The organism is Leptolyngbya sp. NK1-12, from assembly GCF_032598965.1.
GTDB lineage: Bacteria > Cyanobacteriota > Cyanobacteriia > Elainellales > Elainellaceae > Elainella.
This window is the reverse complement of record NZ_CP053586.1, coordinates 5,803,802-5,824,424: the sequence shown is the minus strand read 5'-3', so window position 1 is coordinate 5,824,424 and position 20,623 is coordinate 5,803,802. Positions and strand designations below refer to the sequence as shown.

17 protein-coding genes and 1 riboswitch are annotated in these 20,623 nt (G+C 52.0%); of the genes, 9 read left to right on the top strand and 8 right to left on the bottom strand.

Annotated elements, in window-relative coordinates; translation table 11 throughout:
* Positions 1–132 precede the first annotated feature (132 nt).
* Positions 133–693 carry a Uma2 family endonuclease gene (locus HJG54_RS24815; RefSeq protein ID WP_316431900.1) on the top strand — a complete coding sequence of 187 codons (561 nt, stop codon included), beginning with the start codon at positions 133–135 and terminating at the stop codon, positions 691–693.
* Positions 694–736: 43 nt separating this feature from the next.
* On the opposite strand, the gene hpxZ is transcribed toward HJG54_RS24815, so the two are convergent.
* The 4 genes from hpxZ to HJG54_RS24795 form a co-directional block, all read right to left on the bottom strand.
* Positions 737–1,111, bottom strand: coding sequence for an oxalurate catabolism protein HpxZ (gene hpxZ / locus HJG54_RS24810; RefSeq protein ID WP_316431899.1), 375 nt, complete (start codon positions 1,109–1,111; stop codon positions 737–739).
* A 127-nt stretch (positions 1,112–1,238) separates the two neighbouring features.
* Entirely contained in the window at positions 1,239–1,871 is a 633-nt protein-coding gene (locus HJG54_RS24805) for an acetoacetate decarboxylase family protein (protein ID WP_316431898.1), read from the bottom strand.
* A 220-nt stretch (positions 1,872–2,091) separates the two neighbouring features.
* Entirely contained in the window at positions 2,092–2,781 is a 690-nt protein-coding gene (locus HJG54_RS24800; protein WP_316431897.1) for a restriction endonuclease subunit R, read from the bottom strand.
* Positions 2,782–2,793: 12 nt separating this feature from the next.
* A complete protein-coding gene (locus HJG54_RS24795) occupies positions 2,794–3,006 on the bottom strand; it encodes a hypothetical protein (RefSeq protein ID WP_316431896.1) in 213 nt (70 codons plus the stop codon).
* Positions 3,007–3,211: 205 nt separating this feature from the next.
* A riboswitch (guanidine-I (ykkC/yxkD leader) is annotated at positions 3,212–3,353 on the top strand.
* A gap of 116 nt (positions 3,354–3,469) precedes the next feature.
* On the opposite strand from HJG54_RS24795, the gene speB reads away from it, so the two are divergent.
* From speB to HJG54_RS24765, 6 genes are all read left to right on the top strand, one after another.
* Complete coding sequence (gene speB / locus HJG54_RS24790) at positions 3,470–4,669, top strand: agmatinase (RefSeq protein WP_316431895.1); 1,200 nt, start codon at positions 3,470–3,472, stop codon at positions 4,667–4,669.
* A gap of 69 nt (positions 4,670–4,738) precedes the next feature.
* Positions 4,739–5,104: a hydrogenase maturation nickel metallochaperone HypA gene (gene hypA, locus HJG54_RS24785; RefSeq protein ID WP_316431894.1), complete on the top strand. Its 366-nt coding sequence runs from the start codon at positions 4,739–4,741 to the stop codon at positions 5,102–5,104.
* A gap of 142 nt (positions 5,105–5,246) precedes the next feature.
* Positions 5,247–5,939 (top strand): hydrogenase nickel incorporation protein HypB, encoded by a 693-nt coding sequence (gene hypB, locus HJG54_RS24780; protein ID WP_316431893.1) that lies wholly within the window; start codon positions 5,247–5,249, stop codon positions 5,937–5,939.
* Between the two features lie 161 nt (positions 5,940–6,100).
* Complete coding sequence (locus tag HJG54_RS24775) at positions 6,101–7,174, top strand: ABC transporter substrate-binding protein (RefSeq protein ID WP_316431892.1); 1,074 nt, start codon at positions 6,101–6,103, stop codon at positions 7,172–7,174.
* Between the two features lie 329 nt (positions 7,175–7,503).
* Positions 7,504–8,358, top strand: coding sequence for an ABC transporter permease (locus HJG54_RS24770; RefSeq protein WP_035999532.1), 855 nt, complete (start codon positions 7,504–7,506; stop codon positions 8,356–8,358).
* Between the two features lie 54 nt (positions 8,359–8,412).
* The gene (locus HJG54_RS24765) at positions 8,413–9,189 is read left to right on the top strand and encodes an ABC transporter ATP-binding protein (protein ID WP_316431891.1); all 777 of its coding nucleotides are present in this window, start codon (positions 8,413–8,415) and stop codon (positions 9,187–9,189) included.
* Positions 9,190–9,292: 103 nt separating this feature from the next.
* On the opposite strand, the gene HJG54_RS24760 is transcribed toward HJG54_RS24765, so the two are convergent.
* The 4 genes from HJG54_RS24760 to HJG54_RS24745 all read right to left on the bottom strand — a co-directional run bounded on the left by HJG54_RS24760 (position 9,293) and on the right by HJG54_RS24745 (position 17,723).
* A complete protein-coding gene (locus tag HJG54_RS24760; RefSeq protein ID WP_316431890.1) occupies positions 9,293–9,634 on the bottom strand; it encodes a DUF5615 family PIN-like protein in 342 nt (113 codons plus the stop codon).
* Positions 9,631–9,855 (bottom strand): DUF433 domain-containing protein, encoded by a 225-nt coding sequence (locus HJG54_RS24755; RefSeq protein WP_316431889.1) that lies wholly within the window; start codon positions 9,853–9,855, stop codon positions 9,631–9,633. The genes HJG54_RS24760 and HJG54_RS24755 overlap by 4 nt, the downstream gene beginning before the upstream one ends.
* Before the next feature lie 143 nt (positions 9,856–9,998).
* Positions 9,999–14,570 (bottom strand): choice-of-anchor I family protein, encoded by a 4,572-nt coding sequence (locus HJG54_RS24750; protein WP_316431888.1) that lies wholly within the window; start codon positions 14,568–14,570, stop codon positions 9,999–10,001.
* A gap of 270 nt (positions 14,571–14,840) precedes the next feature.
* Positions 14,841–17,723, bottom strand: a complete 2,883-nt coding sequence (locus tag HJG54_RS24745; protein ID WP_316431887.1) for an alkaline phosphatase D family protein — start codon at positions 17,721–17,723, stop codon at positions 14,841–14,843.
* Between the two features lie 444 nt (positions 17,724–18,167).
* Between HJG54_RS24745 and HJG54_RS24740 the strand changes: the two genes are divergently transcribed.
* Positions 18,168–19,088, top strand: coding sequence for a glutaminase (locus tag HJG54_RS24740; RefSeq protein ID WP_316431886.1), 921 nt, complete (start codon positions 18,168–18,170; stop codon positions 19,086–19,088).
* A 657-nt stretch (positions 19,089–19,745) separates the two neighbouring features.
* A complete protein-coding gene (locus HJG54_RS24735; protein ID WP_316431885.1) occupies positions 19,746–20,465 on the top strand; it encodes a hypothetical protein in 720 nt (239 codons plus the stop codon).
* Positions 20,466–20,623 lie beyond the last annotated feature (158 nt).

Here is a 20,623-nt window from a genome sequence, read left to right as displayed (position 1 = left end):
GCAGGAGAGCTAGAGAGGATAGCAACAGGGATAGCGAGATGAAACTGATTTTTCCTCATGCTTCGACTTCTGCCAATTCTCTGTGTTAGGAGATACAATACGCAACACAGGGCAAGATCAGGAGCCACTCAAATGACCCATAGCCTGACTACAGCAAAATGGACACTTGAGCAGTATCACCAAATGATTGTAGCCGGAATTTTGGATGGGCAGCCGGTGGAATTGTTGAATGGAGAAATTGTTGAGATGCCGCCGGAAGGAGAGCCGCACGCTTTTTATAGCCATGATGTTGCTAAATACATCGAGCATTTATTAGGTGAGGATCGGGTCACGGTGCGGCAGGGTAAACCCATTACAATTCCCAGCAGCAACTCAGAGCCGGAGCCGGATATTGCTGTGGTGCAACCGTTGGGACGAGAATATCTGCGCCATCACCCCTACCCAGAAAATATTTTCTGGATCATCGAGTTCTCAGATTCCAGCTTGAGAAAGGATTTAGAACCAAAAGCCAAAATCTACGCTACGGCAGGTATTCCGGAATACTGGGTGGTCAATCTTCAAGCAAGGGCGCTAGTCGTGATGCGCGATCCGGTCAATGGTAACTATCAATCTCGCATTACCCTGACTGAAGGGACAATTTATCCCCTCGCATTTCCCGATGCGTCTATTGCTGTGCGGCGACTGCTAGATTAGAATCAGCGGTTTGCTGCATCCTCAGAAACCACCAACTAATTGGCTAATTGGCCAACAGCGACACATGGGCAGAAACAACTCGCCAGCCCTGATCTGTGCGTAACCAGGTTTGGCTTTGTCGCCCCGATTGCCCGGAACGCTGAAACTCGGTGTTAACCGTAGCGAAATCAGTGCCATAGGTGGTGATTATGGTATGGCTGAGAGTCCGGGCTAGCCCTGCCGGAGAACGGGCCGAGCGAAATGCGGCAATCGCCTCATAGCCATAGAGATTTTCGGCGGCGCCATAGCGAACGGTATGAGGACTTGACCAGAACAATTCATCTAATACAGCGACATCGTTACTGACAAGGGCGGCCTCATAGCGCTCGAATGCAGATTTTACTTCAGCGACCACTGCGGGTAGATTGATTTCTGGCATAGTTCGTTAACGCACAAAAGACTACATACGGAAAAGCACCCTATACGCTATTGCCATAGCTCATACAGGACTATTTCATGCAGCAATTATGCGCCATTTTTAGAAACTTGAGAAACAGTTCGGTTGGTTATTTGTGCATGGGTATGGGCGGATTGACGATTAAATCCAGCGAATTACTGTAAAACCCAAGCCAGGGGCGGCCTAAATTCAGCTCTGCTAGAGGGCTTGTGGAATCAATGGTCAAATCTACTCCAGCCAACTGCAACTGCAACGTGCCTTGTCCGTTAAACTGCAACAGTTGAGTGTGTTGCAAGCTAAACACAGGCCCCGAAACGGGCTGCGGCCAGCCTGGAAGTTGCCAACTGCTACTCAGGGTACAGAGGGTCTGCCCACTGTGGTTGACCTGAACCGATGGCATCTTACCGACATTCCAGGTAAATTGGGCTAGCTGTTTCGGTAAGCCCCAAATTTCTCGTCCTCCAACCACCGAATCAGGATGATCCACGTAGATATGAGAAATCCAGGCTCCGACTTTGCCCTGCCAATGCAGCAGCCCGCTCACGACAATCAGCTCGTTGTACGGCATCGTTGAACCGGCACCATAGGAGGCGATATAAACTCCACCCACGGTTTTTCCAGGCAGCACCGAAACGATATTCAGCTCAGACGGAATCAGGGGACGCACGCGCTCGATATCGAGAAGATGCAGCGTTTGCAGGGAAAATCCCTTTAGGTGCCAAGGCGCAGGAGGATAGGACATGGTGCTTTGCAGGTTACTCTCTTTTAGTTTGCTAGCCTCGGTAGCAGCCTGCCTCTATCTGAGGTTGACACTGAATCAATCTGTAGCAGCTTTTGTGATTCTGTAGGCAAGCCAGTCGGTAGAGGCTTGAAGCCAGGCAATGAAAGGGCTGAGATACGTCTATAATGCTCCTCCTGTAACCTGTTCATTAGCCAAATCACTGGGTTTGCAACGGCGATCGTTACCGTTCCAGAATACTGCCTAGTTTTCCGTTGCCCATATTGGTTCCAGCAATGCTAACTAGATGCTTTAGCACCCGCGCCACTCGAAACAGGTTGCTCTGCTCGTCTGATAGCAGCGTGAAATTATGAGACAAGGCAAACTCACGCCGATTCTCTCTCACCAGCTTTACAAACAAATAGTCGTACCCATTCGTGACCAAACCAAAGACGGGACGATCGGGATGGGGGGTTGCTGCCATATACGCTAATGTCTGTGGGACAGCCTGCAAGACGTTGAACCCTCCACGCTTTCCCTCGATAATGACAAGCCAAAACTGCTCCTGGAGCGTCAGTGCATCGATGCGACCTTCCAGCAGCGTCATCCCTTCTTCTGCATCTATGGTTGTTTGCACTTCGACCCAGGCTTCTCCCCGAATGCGGTAAGGCGGATCACACAACCCCAATGCATCCAATAAAGGCGATAGCAGAATGATATTTAGCGTGCCTTCGTTGACCTCCCCCTCTTCCAAATAGCGAAGATACCGGGCAGAAAGTCGCTCCAGAGATATTTCTTCGGCGTTGGATAGCTCCGGAAGGCTTTCATTCCACTCGTAGAACAGGTGAGGATCGGTACTCTGCTGCAAATTGAGCTTTGCTTCCACATCACGGAAACTCAGAATTGCTTTGGTGATTGCTGTTGTTTGAGTCATGTCCTACGCCTCTCAATAGCGATTGCGGCGGCTGACCAGCTTCAGGCTGGGTTTGATATTGTTGTCAAACTTCTCTGGTCCTAACTCATGTACTGAAGGTAGAGCTGCCCATGATGACATCTTCTGCTGCTTGATGAGTGATATGAGATTAACGATATAGTACATTTTTCCATGCAGCAGGTTAGTTCGCTCCTCTTCATGACCACGTTGCACTGTTCTTTTCATATAGTTCTCGGTATCAGCAAGCAGGAAATCCTACGACTACTCTATTCAATCCGGCGACAATTAGGAGAATTACGGCTCACAATCATTGTTAAGGGTTAAGCCAAGCAACTTAAACTTCTGTTACCAATAGGAAAAAACTAGAGTTTCGTAGCTCCTGATACATCTTTAATTAGATTCCGCTGGTATTTCTGGGTTAGGTTTAACAATTTATTGCCTCTAGGGTTCCGATTCGGCTGATCTCCGTTAGGCTGAATGGCTGGTCCAAGAGAGGCAGGCTAGTGTTTAGGCGCAAGTTTTTCAGATTGAAGCAATCGCTAGCCACACGGCGGGAGAAAAGCCCGGGAGGAACGTCAGTTGATTAATCCAACTGGTTTCTTCCGGGTTTCTCTTTATGATTCTCGCTTTCATGTTCACTAGTTACGGTTCACTAGTTACGGTTCACTTGTACATTGAGGGTGTTTAAATGACGACTGACCCTTCTGAAGTTTTTCAAAGCCCCGACTCGAATGGGCATGTGCCGTCAGAAGCGCAGCGGGCGCTCGATTTGGAAACGCGCTTGCCCCTAACCGGATGGCAGCAGGAAGTGTCCAAAGGGCTGGAGTATGGGCTAGAGGCGGCAGACAGCATCCGTGACCGCACCATTTCCACCTTCTCGCGGGGGGAACTGCCCCACTATGCCGGCATCAATACGTTTCTCAAGGCTCCCTATCTGGAAGATGTGCGACAGGTGGGCAGCTATGATGTGGCGATTGTTGGCGTGCCGCACGATTCGGGCACTACCTATCGTCCCGGCACCCGGTTTGGCCCGCAAGGCATCCGACGGATTTCGGCCCTCTACACGCCCTACAATTTTGAGTTAGGCGTGGATCTGCGCGAGCAAATTACCCTCTGCGATGTGGGGGATGTGTTTACAATTCCGGGTAATAACGAGAAGTCGTTTGACCAAATCTCGAAGGGAATTGCCCATGTTTTTAGTTCCGGCGCGTTTCCGATTGTGCTGGGCGGCGACCACTCGATTGGCTTTCCTACGGTGCGGGGCGTCTGTCGGCATTTGGGCGATAAAAAAGTCGGCATCATCCACTTTGATCGCCATGTCGATACCCAGGAGACTGACCTGGATGAGCGGATGCATACCTGTCCCTGGTTCCATGCCACCAATATGGCGAACGCGCCGGCGAAAAACCTGGTGCAGTTGGGCATCGGCGGCTGGCAGGTGCCTCGGCAAGGCGTCAAGGTCTGTCGCGAGCGGGCTACCAATATTCTCACGGTTACTGACATCACGGAAATGGGACTGGAGGCAGCCGCGGAGTTTGCTCTAGAGCGTGCCCTCGATGGCACCGACTGCGTTTGGATCAGCTTTGATATTGACTGCATCGATGCTGGCTTTGTCCCCGGTACTGGTTGGCCCGAACCGGGTGGCCTCCTGCCTCGCGAAGCTCTGTCCCTGTTGGGCAAAATTGTCCAGCGTGCCCCGATTTGCGGCCTAGAAGTGGTGGAAGTTTCGCCGCCCTACGATATCAGCGATATTACCGCCCTGATGGCAACTCGCGTGATTTGCGACACGATGGCCCACTTGGTGCTGTCGGGCCAACTGCCACGCCGGGAGAAGCCTGCTTATATCAGTTCGGAGGTGAATATGGCGGTGGATGTGGCTTGGGTTTGAGCAGGGAGATGGCGGCTCGTGAGCCTCGCCGAACGAGGGAAGATGGGGAAGGTGAGGGAGAGGTAGGCGATGCATGAGACGGATATGACGAAGGCGTTGATTTTGACAGTGCGGGATTGGTGGGAGGCGCAGCCGGAACGGCCACAGATTTCTCAGATTCACCTGACGGTGGGGCGGTTTACCTGTGTAGAGCCGGCTAGCTTGCAGTTTGCCTTTGAGGTGCAGACGCAAAATAGTTTTTTGCAGGGAGCCAAACTGGTGATTCGGGAAACGCCGTTGATTGCTTTTTGCCACCGCTGCCAGCAGGAGTATCAGCCGGAAATCGGGATTCAGTACGCCTGCCCCACCTGTGGCTCGCCAATGGAGGATATTCGCTCTGGGCGAGAGCTGAAAATCGAGCGGATTGAATATGAACAGTTCAACTATATGAGCTAATCCCTTTTCCCTCTGGGACGAGAGACTACAGCAGGCTACAGCACCAGCTTTCGTAACTCAAAACTCAAAACTCAAAACTCAAAACTCAAAACTCAAAACTCAAAACTCAAAACTCAAAACTCAAAACTCAAAACTCAGTACTATGCACCAAACCTTTGATGCGGCCTTGGGAATCGATCTACTGCACGCGAATCAGGCGGGCGCAGATCACAATCGGACACATTTCGATGAATGGGGGATTACCTGCTTCAACGTGATGAGCAGTCCGGGGGCGGGTAAGACGGCCCTGCTGGAGCGCACGTTAGCCGGTTTGACGCCCGATTTGAAGATTGCTGTGATTGAAGGCGATATGACCACCGAATTAGATGCCGATCGCCTGCGGCGCTATAACGTGCCGGTGATTGCGATTAACACAGGCCGCTCCTGCCATTTGGACGCCAAGATGGTGGCTGGTGGTATTCACCGGCTGGCCCATGAATATGATCCAACCGAGTTTGATCTAGTGCTGGTCGAAAATGTGGGTAATCTGGTCTGTCCAGCCGAGTTTGAAGTGGGGGAACATGCCAAGGTGGCGCTGCTGAGCATCACCGAAGGCGAAGATAAACCGCTGAAATATCCGGTGATGTTTCAGGAAGCGGACTGTTTGCTGATCACCAAAATGGATCTAGCTCCGCATCTCGATGTGGATTTGAATCAGATTATTGCGAATGTGCGGCAAATGAATCCCCATGTCGCAATCATTCCCGTTTCTGCCAAAACCGGCGAGGGTCTGAATGTATGGTTTGATTGGGTGCGGGCACACAGTAGGGGCAAAGCATTCGCCAAATCGCTTTAAACAAAGCACATATCCTGTACGCGAATGCTTTGCCTTGCAGTTATGTAGCGCACACAACAGATTATAGGTTCCCCTATCCCTTACACCCATAGCAGGTACAAAAAGGATGCCAATTATCTGCCGTTGCCATTGTCAAGTCGCCATTGTCAATAGGAGCTGTTATGAAGCTGCCTTTCTTCAGGTTTTCTAAGCTCAGTTCATTCTTCTCGTGCTGCCTGCTGTTTCTGATCACGCTCTCGTTTGTCGTGGGCTGTACGAATCCAGCCGTTTACATCAAAACTACCAATGAAACCAATGCAACCAGCTCAGCCGAGGTGGGAGCGGTGCGGCTTGGGTTTAGCGCTTGGCCCGGTTGGTTTCCCTGGCAGGTGGCTCAAGAGGAAGGCATCTTTGCTGCCCATAATGTGCCGGTAGATCTGAAGTGGTTTGATGGCTACCTGGAGTCGATTAGCACCCTGACGGCAGGCCAGATCGATGCCAATAGCCAAACCCTCGGCGATACGGTCAACTCGGTTTCGGGTGGTGCCGATCAGGTGATTGTGCTAGTCAACGATAACTCTACCGGAAACGACAAGGTAATTGTCAACGAGAATATCAATTCAATTACCGATCTGAAAGGCAAGAAGATTGCCGCTGAGGAAGGTACGGTAGATCATTTCTTGCTGCTGCTGGGCTTGAAGAAAGCTGGACTCACTGCTCAGGATATCCAGTTTGTGCCCCTAGAGACAGGGAAAGCGGCAGCTGCTTTTGTGGCAGGACAGGTGGATGGTGTGGCGGTGTTTGCCCCCTTCACGACGCAGGCGTTGAAGCGTCCGGGCAGCAAGGAGCTGTTTAGCTCTAGAGATTTTCCGGGAGCGATTTCTGACCACCTAGTTTTTTCACGCAAGTTTGTGGAGCAAAATCCCGATAAGGTGCAGGCGGTTGTCGATTCCTGGTTCGCCACGCTGGATTTTATGCAGCAGAATCCCGACAAATCCTATGACATTATGGCGAAACGAGCCGGTGTCAGCGTTGAGGAATACAAAGCCTACGCAGACGGTACCAAAATATTCACGATTGAAGAAAACCTGAAAGCATTTCAACCGGCCAACGATATGTCATCGCTCATCTTCGCGGCTGAAGAAATGAGCGACTTCCTGATCGAAACTGGCTTGGCCGCCCAGAAGCCCGACACCAGTCGCCTATTCGACGACCGCTTTGTCAAAGCTTATGCCGAGAAGGCCGAGAAAGCTTAGAACAGGAGCGGTAAATGATTGGGTAGGGGGTGAGGAGTGAGGGGTGAGGGGTGGGTGATGTTTACTAGTAAAGCACTTTGGTTTAGTAAAAGATGATTTGGTTAAGAGGCAATAATTGCAAACCTTACAACTCCAATCAAGTTTCACACCAAACCTTAGAACCCTCCCACGGCAATAGTACCTGCATCACAGAGCCAGTCCAAAAAGCTTACACAACTTAAGAACTATCAATCAGCACCCTCCACCCCCCACCGCTCGGCTGATTTTTCTGGCCCCATGGGGGCAGTGCGCTCACCCCCTACCCCCTACCCCCTACCCCCTATAAACCCATGAACCAAACCACCTCCCCCCATCGCTCCATTCAGTCCTATATCAAGCCAAAGACTATGCGGCCTACGGTATTTTGGCGATTAGCTGAAGATATTCCCAAATCCCTCTATACGGCCCTAACTATTACTTCGATTGCGGCTCCGCTGCTGTTGTGGTGGCTGGTGACGACCTTCGGTAATATTGATCCAAAATTTTTGCCCTCACCGGCTGATGTTCTGGCCGCGTTTGGCCGATTGTGGAGCACTCGTGAACTGCTGAAGGATACGGTCGCGAGTCTCTGGCGGGTGGGGGTTGGGTTTTTCTGGGCCGCCTTGCTGTCGATTCCAGTGGGCGTGTTGATGGGCAGTTTTCCCAGTATTCGCGCGCTGCTGGAGCCACTGTTTGGCTTGATGCGGTATATGCCAGCTCCGGCCTTTATTCCGCTGCTGATTCTTTATCTTGGGATCGGGGAGGAACCGAAGATTGCCCTAATTTTCATCGGCGTGTTCTTCTTTAATTCGCTGATGGTGATGGATACGGTCAAATTTGTACCCAAGGATTTGATTGAAGCGACCTACATGCTGGGGGGCAATCGTTGGGAAACGCTGACGCAAGTCATTCTGCCCCATGTGTTGCCGGGAATTATCGATGCCTGTCGGATCAACTTGGCTGCGGCATGGCAGTTGGTGATTGTCTCGGAGCTAATTGCGGCTACCGAGGGGTTGGGACGACGAATCAGCGTGGCCGGTCGTTTTCTGCGCACCGATGAGATTTTTGTCGGATTGATTGTGATTGGCGTGATTGGTTTGATGTTCGATTTGCTGTTCCAGTATCTACTGCGGGTGTCCTGTAAGTGGGCTAGTCAAAAGCGCTAGTTGCCGATCGAGATTGACTGTTCGTTATTCCTTCCCTATCCAGAGGCTTCAACTATGTTTCTACAAATTAATAACCTGAATAAGAATTTTACGACATCCAAAGGTACACTAGTTGTTCTCAAAGATATCACCATGAACATCGAGCAGGGTGAGTTTGTCTGTGCTGTTGGGGCTTCTGGCTCAGGTAAATCTACGCTGCTGCGCCAAATTGCCGGATTGGATACTCCAACCAGCGGCGAAGTAACAATTGACGGTAAACCTGTGCATGGACCGGGGCCGGATCGGGGTATGGTGTTCCAGCACTACACGCTCTATCCCTGGATGACGGTGCAGGAAAACACCGAATTTGGTCTGAAACTGCAAGGCGTTCCCAAGCATGTACGGCGAGAGCAGGCTAGCTACTACCTGAATGTAGTGGGGTTGACCCGATTTGCTCAATCGTTGCCGAAGGAACTGTCGGGTGGAATGAAGCAGCGAGTGGCAATTGCGCGTGCTCTGGCTTCAGAACCGAAAGTGCTGCTAATGGATGAGCCGTTTGGTGCGCTCGATATTCATACCAAAGAATCGATGCATGAATTTATGCTGGATTTATGGCAGCGCACGGGCATCACGATTTTTATGATCACGCATGATGTGGAAGAAGCGGTGTTCCTCTCGAATCGTATCTTTGCCTTGGGTGCTCGTCCGGGTACAGTGCGCAAGGTGATGACGATCAATCTGCCGAACCGCTCCCATACTGTTAAACGCAACTCAGTTTTCCACGACTACCGCGATGAGCTGATGGATCTGCTGCGAAAGCATGGCCAGGAAGCCGTTGCAGCCGTGGCTTAGCAGTACTCTCAACTGTATGGGTTGCAGTGTGCTTGTGCAGACGAATCAGAGTTTTGGGGAATGCTGAAGCCATTTGCTGGTTATTGAGTGTTGTGTTGCTGTGCTAATCTCCTCGAATCTCTACCAGTTTCTCTCCTGAACTGAGGAGTTCCAATGCCCTTGGCAAGGTTGCCAGTAAAATTTCACGTAGTCGAGCATTCGATGTATTTCCACATGTCAGCCAAATAATTTGTGGTGGTGCTTCGAGACGTTCAACCAAATCAACGAAGTCACTATCTTTAGTCATAAATATTACTCCTTGAGATTTTGCTGCCTCAAAAATTTCAGGATCTTCAGCATCTCTTAACCCAAGATCCCGTAAAGCTATTGCTGTAACTTCAAACGTACTTGTAATCCAAGTCGCAATCGCAGGTGACAAGTGTGCATCAATCCAGATAGTTGTCATGCAACCAACACAGGATGATTGAGTTTACGTGCAGCATAGGTAAATACTGCCTTCAAATCCTCCATTTCCAGATCGGGTAGTTCCTCCAAGATCTGTTCAGCAGTCAGCCCTGCTGCAAACAGATCCAAAACATCAGACACTCGAATTCTCATACCGCGAATACAAGGGCGACCACCGCACTGTCTAGGATTGACCGTGATCCGTTCAAGCAGTTTTGACATTTGAAATCATCTCCGACAATCGGATACCTATCGAAAAGGTCGCTCGTTCATCTTTTTGAGAACAAACTCCTTGCCGATCTTAATTTTATAATCACGTTCTGCCCGATTGATTTTTTGCCGCACTATCCAGCTTGTGTTGCTAATTATAGGTTTGATGGAGCAATTGGAGCACTGAAGCTAAAGCGGGCCACAATCGGGTCATGGTCGCTGTCCTGCTGGGCGAATTCCGAGTTGGTGTGCACCACATCGATTTCAGCTAGCGGACGCAGGTTTTGGCTGACCAGAATGTGATCCAGTACCTGTGCATTGCCCTCGAAGTTGTAGTTGTACTGCTCGTTCGCGGGCAGAGTGTTGATCAAATTAGTCAACGCACCGCCTTGCGTCAGAACATCCAGTGGCTTAGAGAACTGGAAGTCATTTAAATCTCCGGCAACAATTACATTCGCGTTGGGGTTGATGCCCAGCAAATCATCAACGAACTGGCGGACAATTTGAGTTTGCTGGAGCCGCTGCGCTGCGCTGCTGAGGGCAGGCGGCTGGAAGCGGCCAAACAACGGCTGATCACCTCCCTTTGAGTTGAAGTGATTGCCAATCACAAACACCCGGTTTCCCTGAAACAGAAACTCGCCCACCACTGGCTTACGGCTGTCTTCAAAGGCATCTCCGTCACTCAGATCGGTGTCGATCAGGCGACCGGGACTGACGGAAATACCGTCTTTCGTCACGGTGGTGTTGACGGTGGCTCCTCCGCCCGGACGGTCGACAAAGCTGACCCGATCTGGATTGAACAGAAAACCAACGCGGATATTGCCACCCGGCTGGCCGCCGTCCTGCCCCTCGACTGGACTCACATCCCGGAATTCGTAAGTAGGTCCACCGGCTGCTTTGATTGCCTGAATCAGAATTTGATAGGTTTCTGAAGCATCTACTACCCCATCATTGATTTCAGCTCCCGTATTGTCCTGGATCTCTTGTAGAGAAATGATGTCCGGCGATTTTAGATTCTCGACAATTTGTTTGGCTAGGGCTGTAAACTTGCCATCTCCCAGATCATCATCCACATTGCTCGCGCTCTGTCGATCCACCTTCGCGCGGTCTTCTTTTTTCGGATCAAGGTTTTCGACATTGAAGGTGGCAACCGTGAGCTGATTTTCTGTGCCGGTAAGGTTGGTGACTTCCCGTTCTAGGTTGCCCGATGCGACTTGAAGTGCTTCGCTATTCAACAATTTGAAGTTGCTAAAGCTATAGTCCAACACACCGACAATCGGGCTGGTGAAGCGATCGCCAACATTCACTTTCGGTTCATCTCTAATAATCAGATCATCGATGATAATCCGTTCTGGATTGAAGTCATCGGGGCGAATATAAATCCCACCGCGACTGGTGCGTTCTCCGGCGTTGGCACCATTATCGGCTAGCACCGGAATTTCGCCAAAGTTGTTAGTCGGACCGACCGCAACCGCGTTGTTCACCTGCACCCGCATTCCTTCTAGGCTTTCGTAGAAGTCGATGCCGTCTTCGTCCGGATCAAACGGGCTGCCTTCCACACTGCCATTCACCGCATCGTTGCTAATAATTTGGTTGGGAGGAACCCGCCCGCCTTGGCCGATGACAGTTGCGGCGGGTAAGGGATTGCCGCTAGAGAGCACCGTGAATCCGGCAGTATCACTGCTGGCATTGAGTTGCGTCACCGATAGATCGTTGTTGCGAGCCGGAATACCACGAAACTCTTCGACCTTGCCGTTAACCCGCACCGAATCGCCCACGGCAGGCTTGCTGCCCGACCCACCTCGGAAGACAAAAATGCCCTCAGATGTGGCTGGATTGGCATCTGGATTGGGGTCTTGCAGATAGAAACCATTGGACGTGACTGCCGTAACGACTCCGGCGACGCTGACGGTCTGTCCGAGTAGCGGCGAAACCTGACTGGCTCCCTGCACATCGCTGATCCGCGTCGGAGGCGTGAATTCAAAAATCGCGACTGTTTGGCTGACTTCATTGGTGGTGATCAGTAGGGGTTTGCCATTAGGACTATCGGCTGCACTGATAAAGGTTAATCCCTCTGGGCTGACATCTCCCTCTGTATTCACATATTCGACGAACACGGGTTTGTTGGGATTCGTTACCTCGTACACCATGACGCCACCAGTGCGTTCCAGTCCAATAAAGGCATAGGTGCGTCCGTTGACGGCTCCAACCACGATGCCTTCGGGTTCGGGACCTTTATTGTCGCTGCGGGTGTCAAACGTATCAGCCGTACCGTTAGAGTTGAATAGCATCGGAACGGCTTTGGCCGTAATCTGCTCGAACTGATTGCCGCTGTCGAAAATCAGATTACCGCTGCTGTCCCACACCGAGAAAGAGCGGGCACCCGGCATCTCAATGCGTTCAAATTCGCCATCCCCATCCATATCGCCAGAAGCGTTTGTGACGGTAAGGCGACCCAGCACCGCGTCTTTTTTCAGCTCGGCTGCATTGGGAAAAACCGTCGCATCTAGTTTGTACTCATCACTGCCAACGCGAATTTCTTCGTTAAAGCCTTCATAGTCGCGCGTATCGCCTTCGTTGGCCGTCACTAGATAGGTCTGACCATTGATGCTGAAACTGGCGATAGCGTCCGGTTGGTAAATACCAAACACGGGATGGAACTGGATATTGATTGCACCTTTGCCGTCGGTTCCATCGCGGTCGCTGGGGTCGAGTCCGTTGCTTTGGTTGAATTGCACCAAGCCCAACTTGATGGCATCCGGCACGGTTGGATTCGTCAGCGTTCCGTCTCCTTTGGTTTCTGCGCCTCCGATACCAAAATCATTATCGTTAATAATCGCGATTGTATTTTGATCGACTAGCGCTAAGCCTTCCAGCTTCTCGACGCCGGTATAGCCAATTGCTGCCGCATTGGTGACGAGCCGCTTTTCAACCGGATTTAGCCCCAAAGCCGCCAACTCTGCCACCGAGAGCTGCTCGATGGTTTTGTCGGTAGGCGCTTGACCGCTAATGTTCGATGCACCCTGAAGATCAATTTCGTAGATTAGCTTGTTGGCGTTGACTCCGCTGCGATCATCCCGCTCCACCACCAGAAACTTACCGTTGCCCAAGGAAACGGCATCGCCGATTTTGTCGGTTCTGGCATTGCCGCTACCGCTGATGTCGTTCAGGATATACAGATACTCGCCCGTCACCTGTTTGCTGACCACATCGAATTCTAGAATTCGCAGATTGCGAGAGGCGCGGGAAGTGGCATCGTTGGCGGTATCGGGGTTGTCGAGGGCGCTCTGGATAAAGGCGTAGAGCTTGTTCCCTTCTAGCGCCACAGCCTCAAAGCCGCGATTGGCGCGTCGCTGGGCGTAGACTGCGGGCAGAACGGGTGTGCCAAAACTGCCGTCGGCGGTCGGTTCGCCTTGAGGAATGAAACGGTCAATGAGTTTGCCCTGCGCATCAAAGTGGTAAATCGCCGGACGATATTCATCCACCAGCCAGAAAGTGCCGTCTGGGGCCACTACAATTCCCTCAAAGTCGCCGCCCAGCGGATCGTTGATCAGGCGTTTGCCGTTCAGGTCTACCGGCACTTCGTCGGTGTAGGCGGTTCCAGTCGCACCGCTTTGCAGGTTGGGCAATCCGGTCAGGGGTGTGCCATCGGCTCGACTGAGGCCAATTTGTTCGGTGAGGCTGATCTGGCCAGTGCTGGGGTTAAGTTCAAACCGGATCAGGCGCGGCTGGAATTCGGGCAGAGCAAAGGGACGCTCGTTGCCGGGGACATCGGGCAGCAGGTCAGTGGGTTCGGCATTGGGGCCGCGATCGGTATGGGTGATGAATCGGAGATTGCCGTTTGCTGCCTTGCCCTCAAAAAACAGGCCAGAGAATCCGCCTAGCAAAATTTCCTGTCCGGCAGGAGTTTGGCCCAGCAGCGGACGCTCGTTCCAGTCGTAGGTTTTGACAGTAGGCAACCCTTTGCTGAAGTCTTTCAAGCCTAGAGGCACGATTGCTGTTACTTGAGCGGTGGCAATATCGACCACGGCTAACGCATTATTTTCTTGTAGCGTTACATAGGCGGTTTTGCCATCTGCTGTCACCGTGATGTATTCTGGCTCCAAGTCTTGCGCCACTGTGGCATTGGGACCAAAAATCCGCACACCCTTGGCTTGCAGATCGGCTTTCTGGGCATTAAAACTCTCAAATCCAGCCGTGGCGACGGTGGCATTGGTCACGCCCTTCGTTAAATCAATAACGCTAACAGAACCGACCGGATCGATGGAATCGGGTTGATTGTAGCTGCTCGGTTCCCCTTCGTTGGCTACCAGCACTTTCTGACCATCGGGCGTAAAGGTGAGCATGTCTGGCAGTGCTCCTACCTCCACAGTCTTCTGAACAGTACCGTTAGCATCCAGAAATACAACCTGCCCTGGATCCGTGCTGGGATCTGCTGCCATCGCTACGGCCACAATGCCATGACTAACCGCGACGCTATTAGCCGCCCCACCATACTGAGACAAATCCAACGTTTGCAACAGTTTGGGCTGGCTAGGGTCGCTCAGATCCAAGACCTGAATTTCCGCGCCCCCTGACACCACAAACAGCCGCTTTGTGTCCGGATCATAGGCCGAGATTTCCGCGCCCGGTCCGGTGAAGCTGCCAATCTTTTTCAGCGCAGCATCAGTCTGGCTGAGGTTTGTGAAATTCTGGGTATTGGGATCGATTGGGCGAAATGCAGACATGAAATAGCTCCTTTCAAGTGAAATGGGTGGATGGGTGGGGGGTGAGGGGTGGGGGGTAAGGGGTGAGGGGTGAGGGGTAGGGGGCTTCGACGCGAGCGCACTGCCCCTAGCTGCCTTCTGGGGATGTCCTGCAGATAGGCATTGTCTATGCGCAGCGTCGCTCTAGGTAGGAGCAGTTGGGTGAATGAGCGGTTCAACTGTTTCGGTATCTCATCCACCCATCCACCGTTCGGCTGAGCCGCTCACGGCGAAGCCCATCCACCCATCCACTCACACCACCGGCGTCACCTCAAACTGACTCACCACCCTCGGTGTCAGGCCAGTAATTGCACCCGGATCCTGCAACAGCTCGGTTTCGCTGTAGTTGTTGATGCCATAGGTTGTGACTGTGAGTTTTTGGGTTTGGGGGTCGATATCGAATTCAGTCCAGCCGTAGGTATGCACCGAGACATAGTCACCCTGGAGTAGATTGGCCTGGATTAGCCCATCAGCTTGGGGCAGGTTGTTGTTTAAGCCGATGGGGTCGTAGCCGAGTAGGTTGGTTTGCTCGACCAAGAGCTGCTTAATAAAATCATCCCGATCGTTCATTAAACTATCGCTGTCGGGCGCAATCGGCAGTTGGTTGTAGAAGGCGCGTTGCTCGGCGGTGATCAGTCCCGTGCGGGTAGAGATGTCCACCACGGCGCGACCAAACACCCCGTCAAAAAAGGCGGCGGGTCCCGTCACCACCTCAAAGGCGTTCGTGGCGATCTGGGGTTGACCGGGCGCGAGCTGATAGGTGAGGTTGTTCACTAGCGTACCGTGGAAGTCACCAGCCAAGAAGATGACATTATCGATATTGTTGTCGTCGATAAATTTGAGCAACTCGGTGCGCTCAGCTGCGTAGCCCTCAAACCGATCTTCCGCATTGACGATGCCAAAGTTCTGGATCGGTTCCGGGACGGCTACAAACTTCCAGGTGATGCCGTTCTGCTCTGCTGTCAGCAAATCTCGCTTCAGGTCGTTCAACTGGGCCTTGCCCAATAGGGTACGGGATGGGTCAAACGTCTGGGCCAAGAAGGGTAAGGGATTATTCAGATCGGCAGGTGCGAGTTGGGCATCTCGGAACGAGCGCGTATCCAGAACCATCATCGCCGCATCTTTACCGTAAGTCGTGTAACGGTATAGCTGACGTTCACCAGCAGTGCGATCATCGCCCGTTTCACCATAGAATCGATCGTTGATTGGATGGTATTCCTGAAAGGCTTGCAGTGCCTCTTCGTAAGCGCGAGTGTCGTTGACATAGCGGACTGCATCGGTAAACAACGGATCGGGAGAAGAACCGATATCCGGCGCATCGGGGGATTCTCCGGGGGCGGCACCGCCAGCAAAGTTATCGACCAGTTCATGGTCGTCAATCGTGGCAAAAATCGAGGTAGAAGCGTACAGATCCTTTAGCGTGTTTAAGCCAAACCGCTCGCTGACGTTTTCTGCCTGTTTGGTGCGAAATTCTGACAAGGTGCGGGACTGAGTCACTCCCGGCAGTGCTGGCGTTTCGGTATCGGCATAGATGGTATCGCCCAGTTTCAGGAAGAAGGCCAGATCGCGTTCGTCCGCATTCGAGAGCGATGGAAATGGAGGAGCCTGCTGCCAGTCCCCTGTGACGCCAAACCGTAAACCAGCCTGGACATCGAGGGGATTGGGCGTTTGAAATTGTCCAGTGGCAACGGCACCTGCTGCATCGGTGACGCGGTAGTAGTAGGTCTGTCCCGGCGTCAGGCCGCCAAAGCTCACTTTGACTGGAACCGTTGGATCGGTGACGTTCACCGTGTTGTAGCCAAAAATATATTGGAAATCGGGGAAGATCGAGAACTCAAACTTGACATTTCCAGTAAAAGTGCTCCATGCCCATAGCACCGTCGAGGTTTGGTTTGTATCCCCGCTGGCAACCCCAAGCAGCGAGTTTGGCAGAGGCCGACGCGGATCGTGCACATCCACCCAAACCAAGCGGTGATCGGAACTGGGAAACCCTTCGGGCGGAAAGTTCGGATCAAAATCACCCACCAAGCGGAACAGCGGATCATCCTGAGCAGGCCAGAACACTTGAGCATCAGTAATCGCCAGATCCTGTGAAGGCAGGACATAATCAACACGTAAATTGCCTGGTGCAGTGTCGTTAAAATCTGCCGTATCAAAGGCTGGATTGCCTCGATGCTGGTTATTAATTCGGTGCTGGCGCTGAGCCGCATCGGGACCTCCGGCACTTGTAGGCGTCACGGATGTATTGATACGGGAATTATCGAGCAATTGCAGAATCGCCTGCTGAAAACTATCGCCATCGAACGGATCGGCATTCTGATCGCCCATGATCACAAAGCTAGCTTCCGGCGTCAGCCCGCCCTTGCGCCCCTGATCGTCGTAGATGTAGCTGCCTTGACCGGGTGTAACGTAGTCAGCCCAAAAGCGAATCTCATCGTGGTTGCGTTTGCCGTTGCGGTCTTCTGCTCCATCAAATACGGGGGGTGTCGGGTGACTGACCAAGGCATGCACGGTTTTCCCATTGACCTGAATCGGCACATCCCAGTGGCTCTTCGAGGAAAGCCGTAGCGCCGCCTGCTCTTCTGGCGAATACCAAGGCTCAGCCGCATCGGGAAGAGCAATCGTTGGCAGCAGCGAACCGGGCATATCCTGCCAGAGAAACTTCTGAAACGTGCGCACATTCGCCGTATCAATCGGATACTTTGAGAGCAGCAACATGCCAAACTGACCGGGATAGTTGCCGAACCCAAAAGCATCGTTACCGTATCCGGCCTGACCTGGTGTCGTCACAATGCTGCCATTATTATCTAAATCAAAGCCTGACGGAATTCCCGTATTGGAAGGCGCGATGTAGAAATAGGGATACTCGACTGGCGACGCTTCATTTTGCCCCACCGCCAGATAGTTTTGCAGAAACAGCTTCACTGCCAAGCTCGGATCGGTGGCAAAATAATCAAACTCATTGATCAGCACCACATCCGGATTGGTACGCTGAATAATTTCCGCAATTGCTTTTGCTTGGGCCGTACCGGGTGTCGCCGCATTGGGATCAGACAGATCAGTCACGAGTTGCCCCTCGGCCCGACGGTTGAGCGAGGCATTGAACTGAGCAAAACGAATGGATTCGGTAGACATGCAAACTCCCCAGGGTTTGGATAGGGCGGGTGATGACGGTAAATACAGCTCAAGTAAGAGAACTGATATCAAGTTGGTATTCAAATCGCTGAAAACAGAGAACCAAGGGCCGAATCTATCTCCCTGGATCCGCATCTAAAAACCAACGCAACAGCAATGCACTCCTGAAAAGGACAAATTAAAAAACGTTGTGGTGAACGCAGCGATCCAAAAGCAATCCAAAAAGTGTTAAGAAAAACTGCGGAATCTTTCGTTTGTTTCTCGACATGATTTACACCCTGCCAAGCAAGGTAACACTGACAGTTAAAGGTTTGGCTATGAGAACTTTAATGATTCCTGCTTTACAGGTTAAGACGCTCCATTTGTCCGCTAAACCCGCTACAAAATCTTCGCTCTCAGCAAGCTATTAAAAGTTTCAATTCACCCCCCCTTCCCCTCACCCCCATGCCCCCCCTCACCTCCCTCAGCGCCACCCAACTCGCAACCTACGCCCAGATCGCGCAAGCCCAAGCCATCAAGGGCAAAGTGATTGGCAGAATTGATCCACTAGCGAGTGCAAATCCCAATGAGTTAGCGGTGTATATTTGCAGCGAACACCACTCCTCCAGCTACGGCAATACGGCCTGTCGCTTTCCCTTGATGAGCGTGATCAAGCCGTTTTCGCTGCTGTTTTTGCTGCACCACTGCGGCACCGACTCGGTGCGGCAGTGGGTAGGAATGCAGCCCTCGGATATGCCCTTCAATTCGCTAGAGCAACTCAGGGCCGACCAAGGGTTTCCTCGCAATCCCATGATTAATAGCGGAGCCATTGCCCTAGCCGACAAACTGCCGGGAACCACCGCTACCGAACGCTGTACCGCCCTCTGCCAATGGCTAAATCAGCAGGCCAATGTCACACTCCGTCTCGATGCAACGGTGCTAACCGCCGTGCGCCAGAGCGACCGATCGGCCAATCTTGCTTTGGTCGATTATTTGGCTGCCTGCAACGTTCTGCACAACCCGTCTCTGGCACTAGACACCTACGAACAAATTTGCTGCTTATCCGGTCAGGTGGCAGATTTAGTCCAACTCGGCCAGTTGCTAGCCGGAACTGCCCAGCCTGCTCAGCCTCTTTTGCCCCAGCATCGGCAGATCGTCAATGCCGTGATGCTGACCTGCGGACTCTATGCCACCTCTGGACGGTATGCCGTTGAAATTGGCTTGCCGCTGAAATCGGGGATTAGCGGTGCCTTGCTGGCCGTAGTGCCGCGCCAAGGTGCAATCGCCTGTTACAGTCCTGCCCTCGATGATATAGGCAATCCGGTTGCCGCTTTAGCATTAGTCCAGCAACTCTCGCAAGACTTGCAGTTGAGTGTGTTCAGTTAATGCTGCTACCCCTAGGCCAACTAGCTAGCAATGCCGGGATAGGATTGAACAACAATCAATTGCTTCAGAAGCTAGAGCAGTCGCGGCCCAAAGCAGGAGTTGTGCAATCACAATGAGTATTGAAGGACGGAATGAGATTCTCGCAGCAGCGATTAAGTTTTTGCAAATAGGCGAAACGAAGTACTGAAGATCCAGCATCGTCAACTCCAGATCTGACTCTCCATGCCACCTCTCCATGCCACGAGTTGCTCACATCACACTCCGACCAAACTCGACGATGTTGGCCCACTTCTTCATTTCCTTGCTCTGTTCTTTGCTCTGTCCAAGCATGGTGTCCGGTCGGATACTTTTGACATACAGCCTTTTTCAGGCTAGTGAAGTACGAAAAACGGGGTGCAGTGCCCCTGCGTCAGGGCTTCGCCCACATACCATCCATACCTCACATGAGTGAAAACATGAGTGAAAAACGCTGTAGAATCTGGAATTACATTCTTCTCAACCACTTCGTTTTGATCAGTATATTGATGGTCTACGTATAAAAGATTACTATTACACCACTCTCAAATCCTATTATTTTCATAGATTTATTCTGTATACTGAGATGTTCGTCGTCTATATGAGTCAAATTAGTAAAAGTTAGTAAAAGGCGAAAAAGCAATGAGCATCGGTTTGAAGAACCTGCAAGGCTGCACGACCGCTTTGGCAACCGGGTTAATCACGCTCGGGTTGCTGGTGGTAGACCAACAATCTGCCCATGCGGCCCAGCAACTCTTCTGTAATGGCAGCATGAATAACGGTTGGGCTTATACGGCTGAGTTTCTGGATGGGCGCTTCACTCAGATTCGCTGGCAGCGCTCTGGGCAACCACCGCAAACCACAAATCTGACCTTTAGCAATACCAACGCTCAAGGACAACCGATTTATACCGGCGCTTTTCAAGCCGCAACCACAGTCACTCTGACCGATCTCTCTGGTGGCAATGTAAATCCCGGTTCACAGATTTCTGTCAGTGTCGAAGAGTGGGGAACCTCAACGGGAACCTGCGGTCTCTCTTCAGGTGGAAGTGCGCCGTCTCCCCAGCCTCCCCAACAACTCTTCTGCGATGGACGTATGAAGAACGGTTGGGCTTACACTGCCGAATATACCGATAGACGATTTAGCCTGATCCGCTGGCAACGCTCTGGGCAACCGCCGCAAACGACGAATCTGAGCAGCAGTGGCACTAACGCTCAAGGACAACCGATCTATAGGGGAAGTTTCCAGGCTGCAACCGCCGTCACGCTGATCGATCTGTCGGGCGGGAATGTGCAGCCCGGTTCTGAAGTTTCGGTTGGAGTTGAGGAATGGGGATGGGCTAGGGGACGGTGCAGATCCTAAAGCGATTCGTAGAGCCATCGCTGCTATACAAACGATGTTAAAATTCTCGAAAAAACCCTATTCAACAGCTTCCGATCGGGTTGGAAGGTATTCTTGCTGATTACCGCAATTCATGGCCCAATCTCCCTGAAGCCAATAATCCCCGCCATAGCCTTATG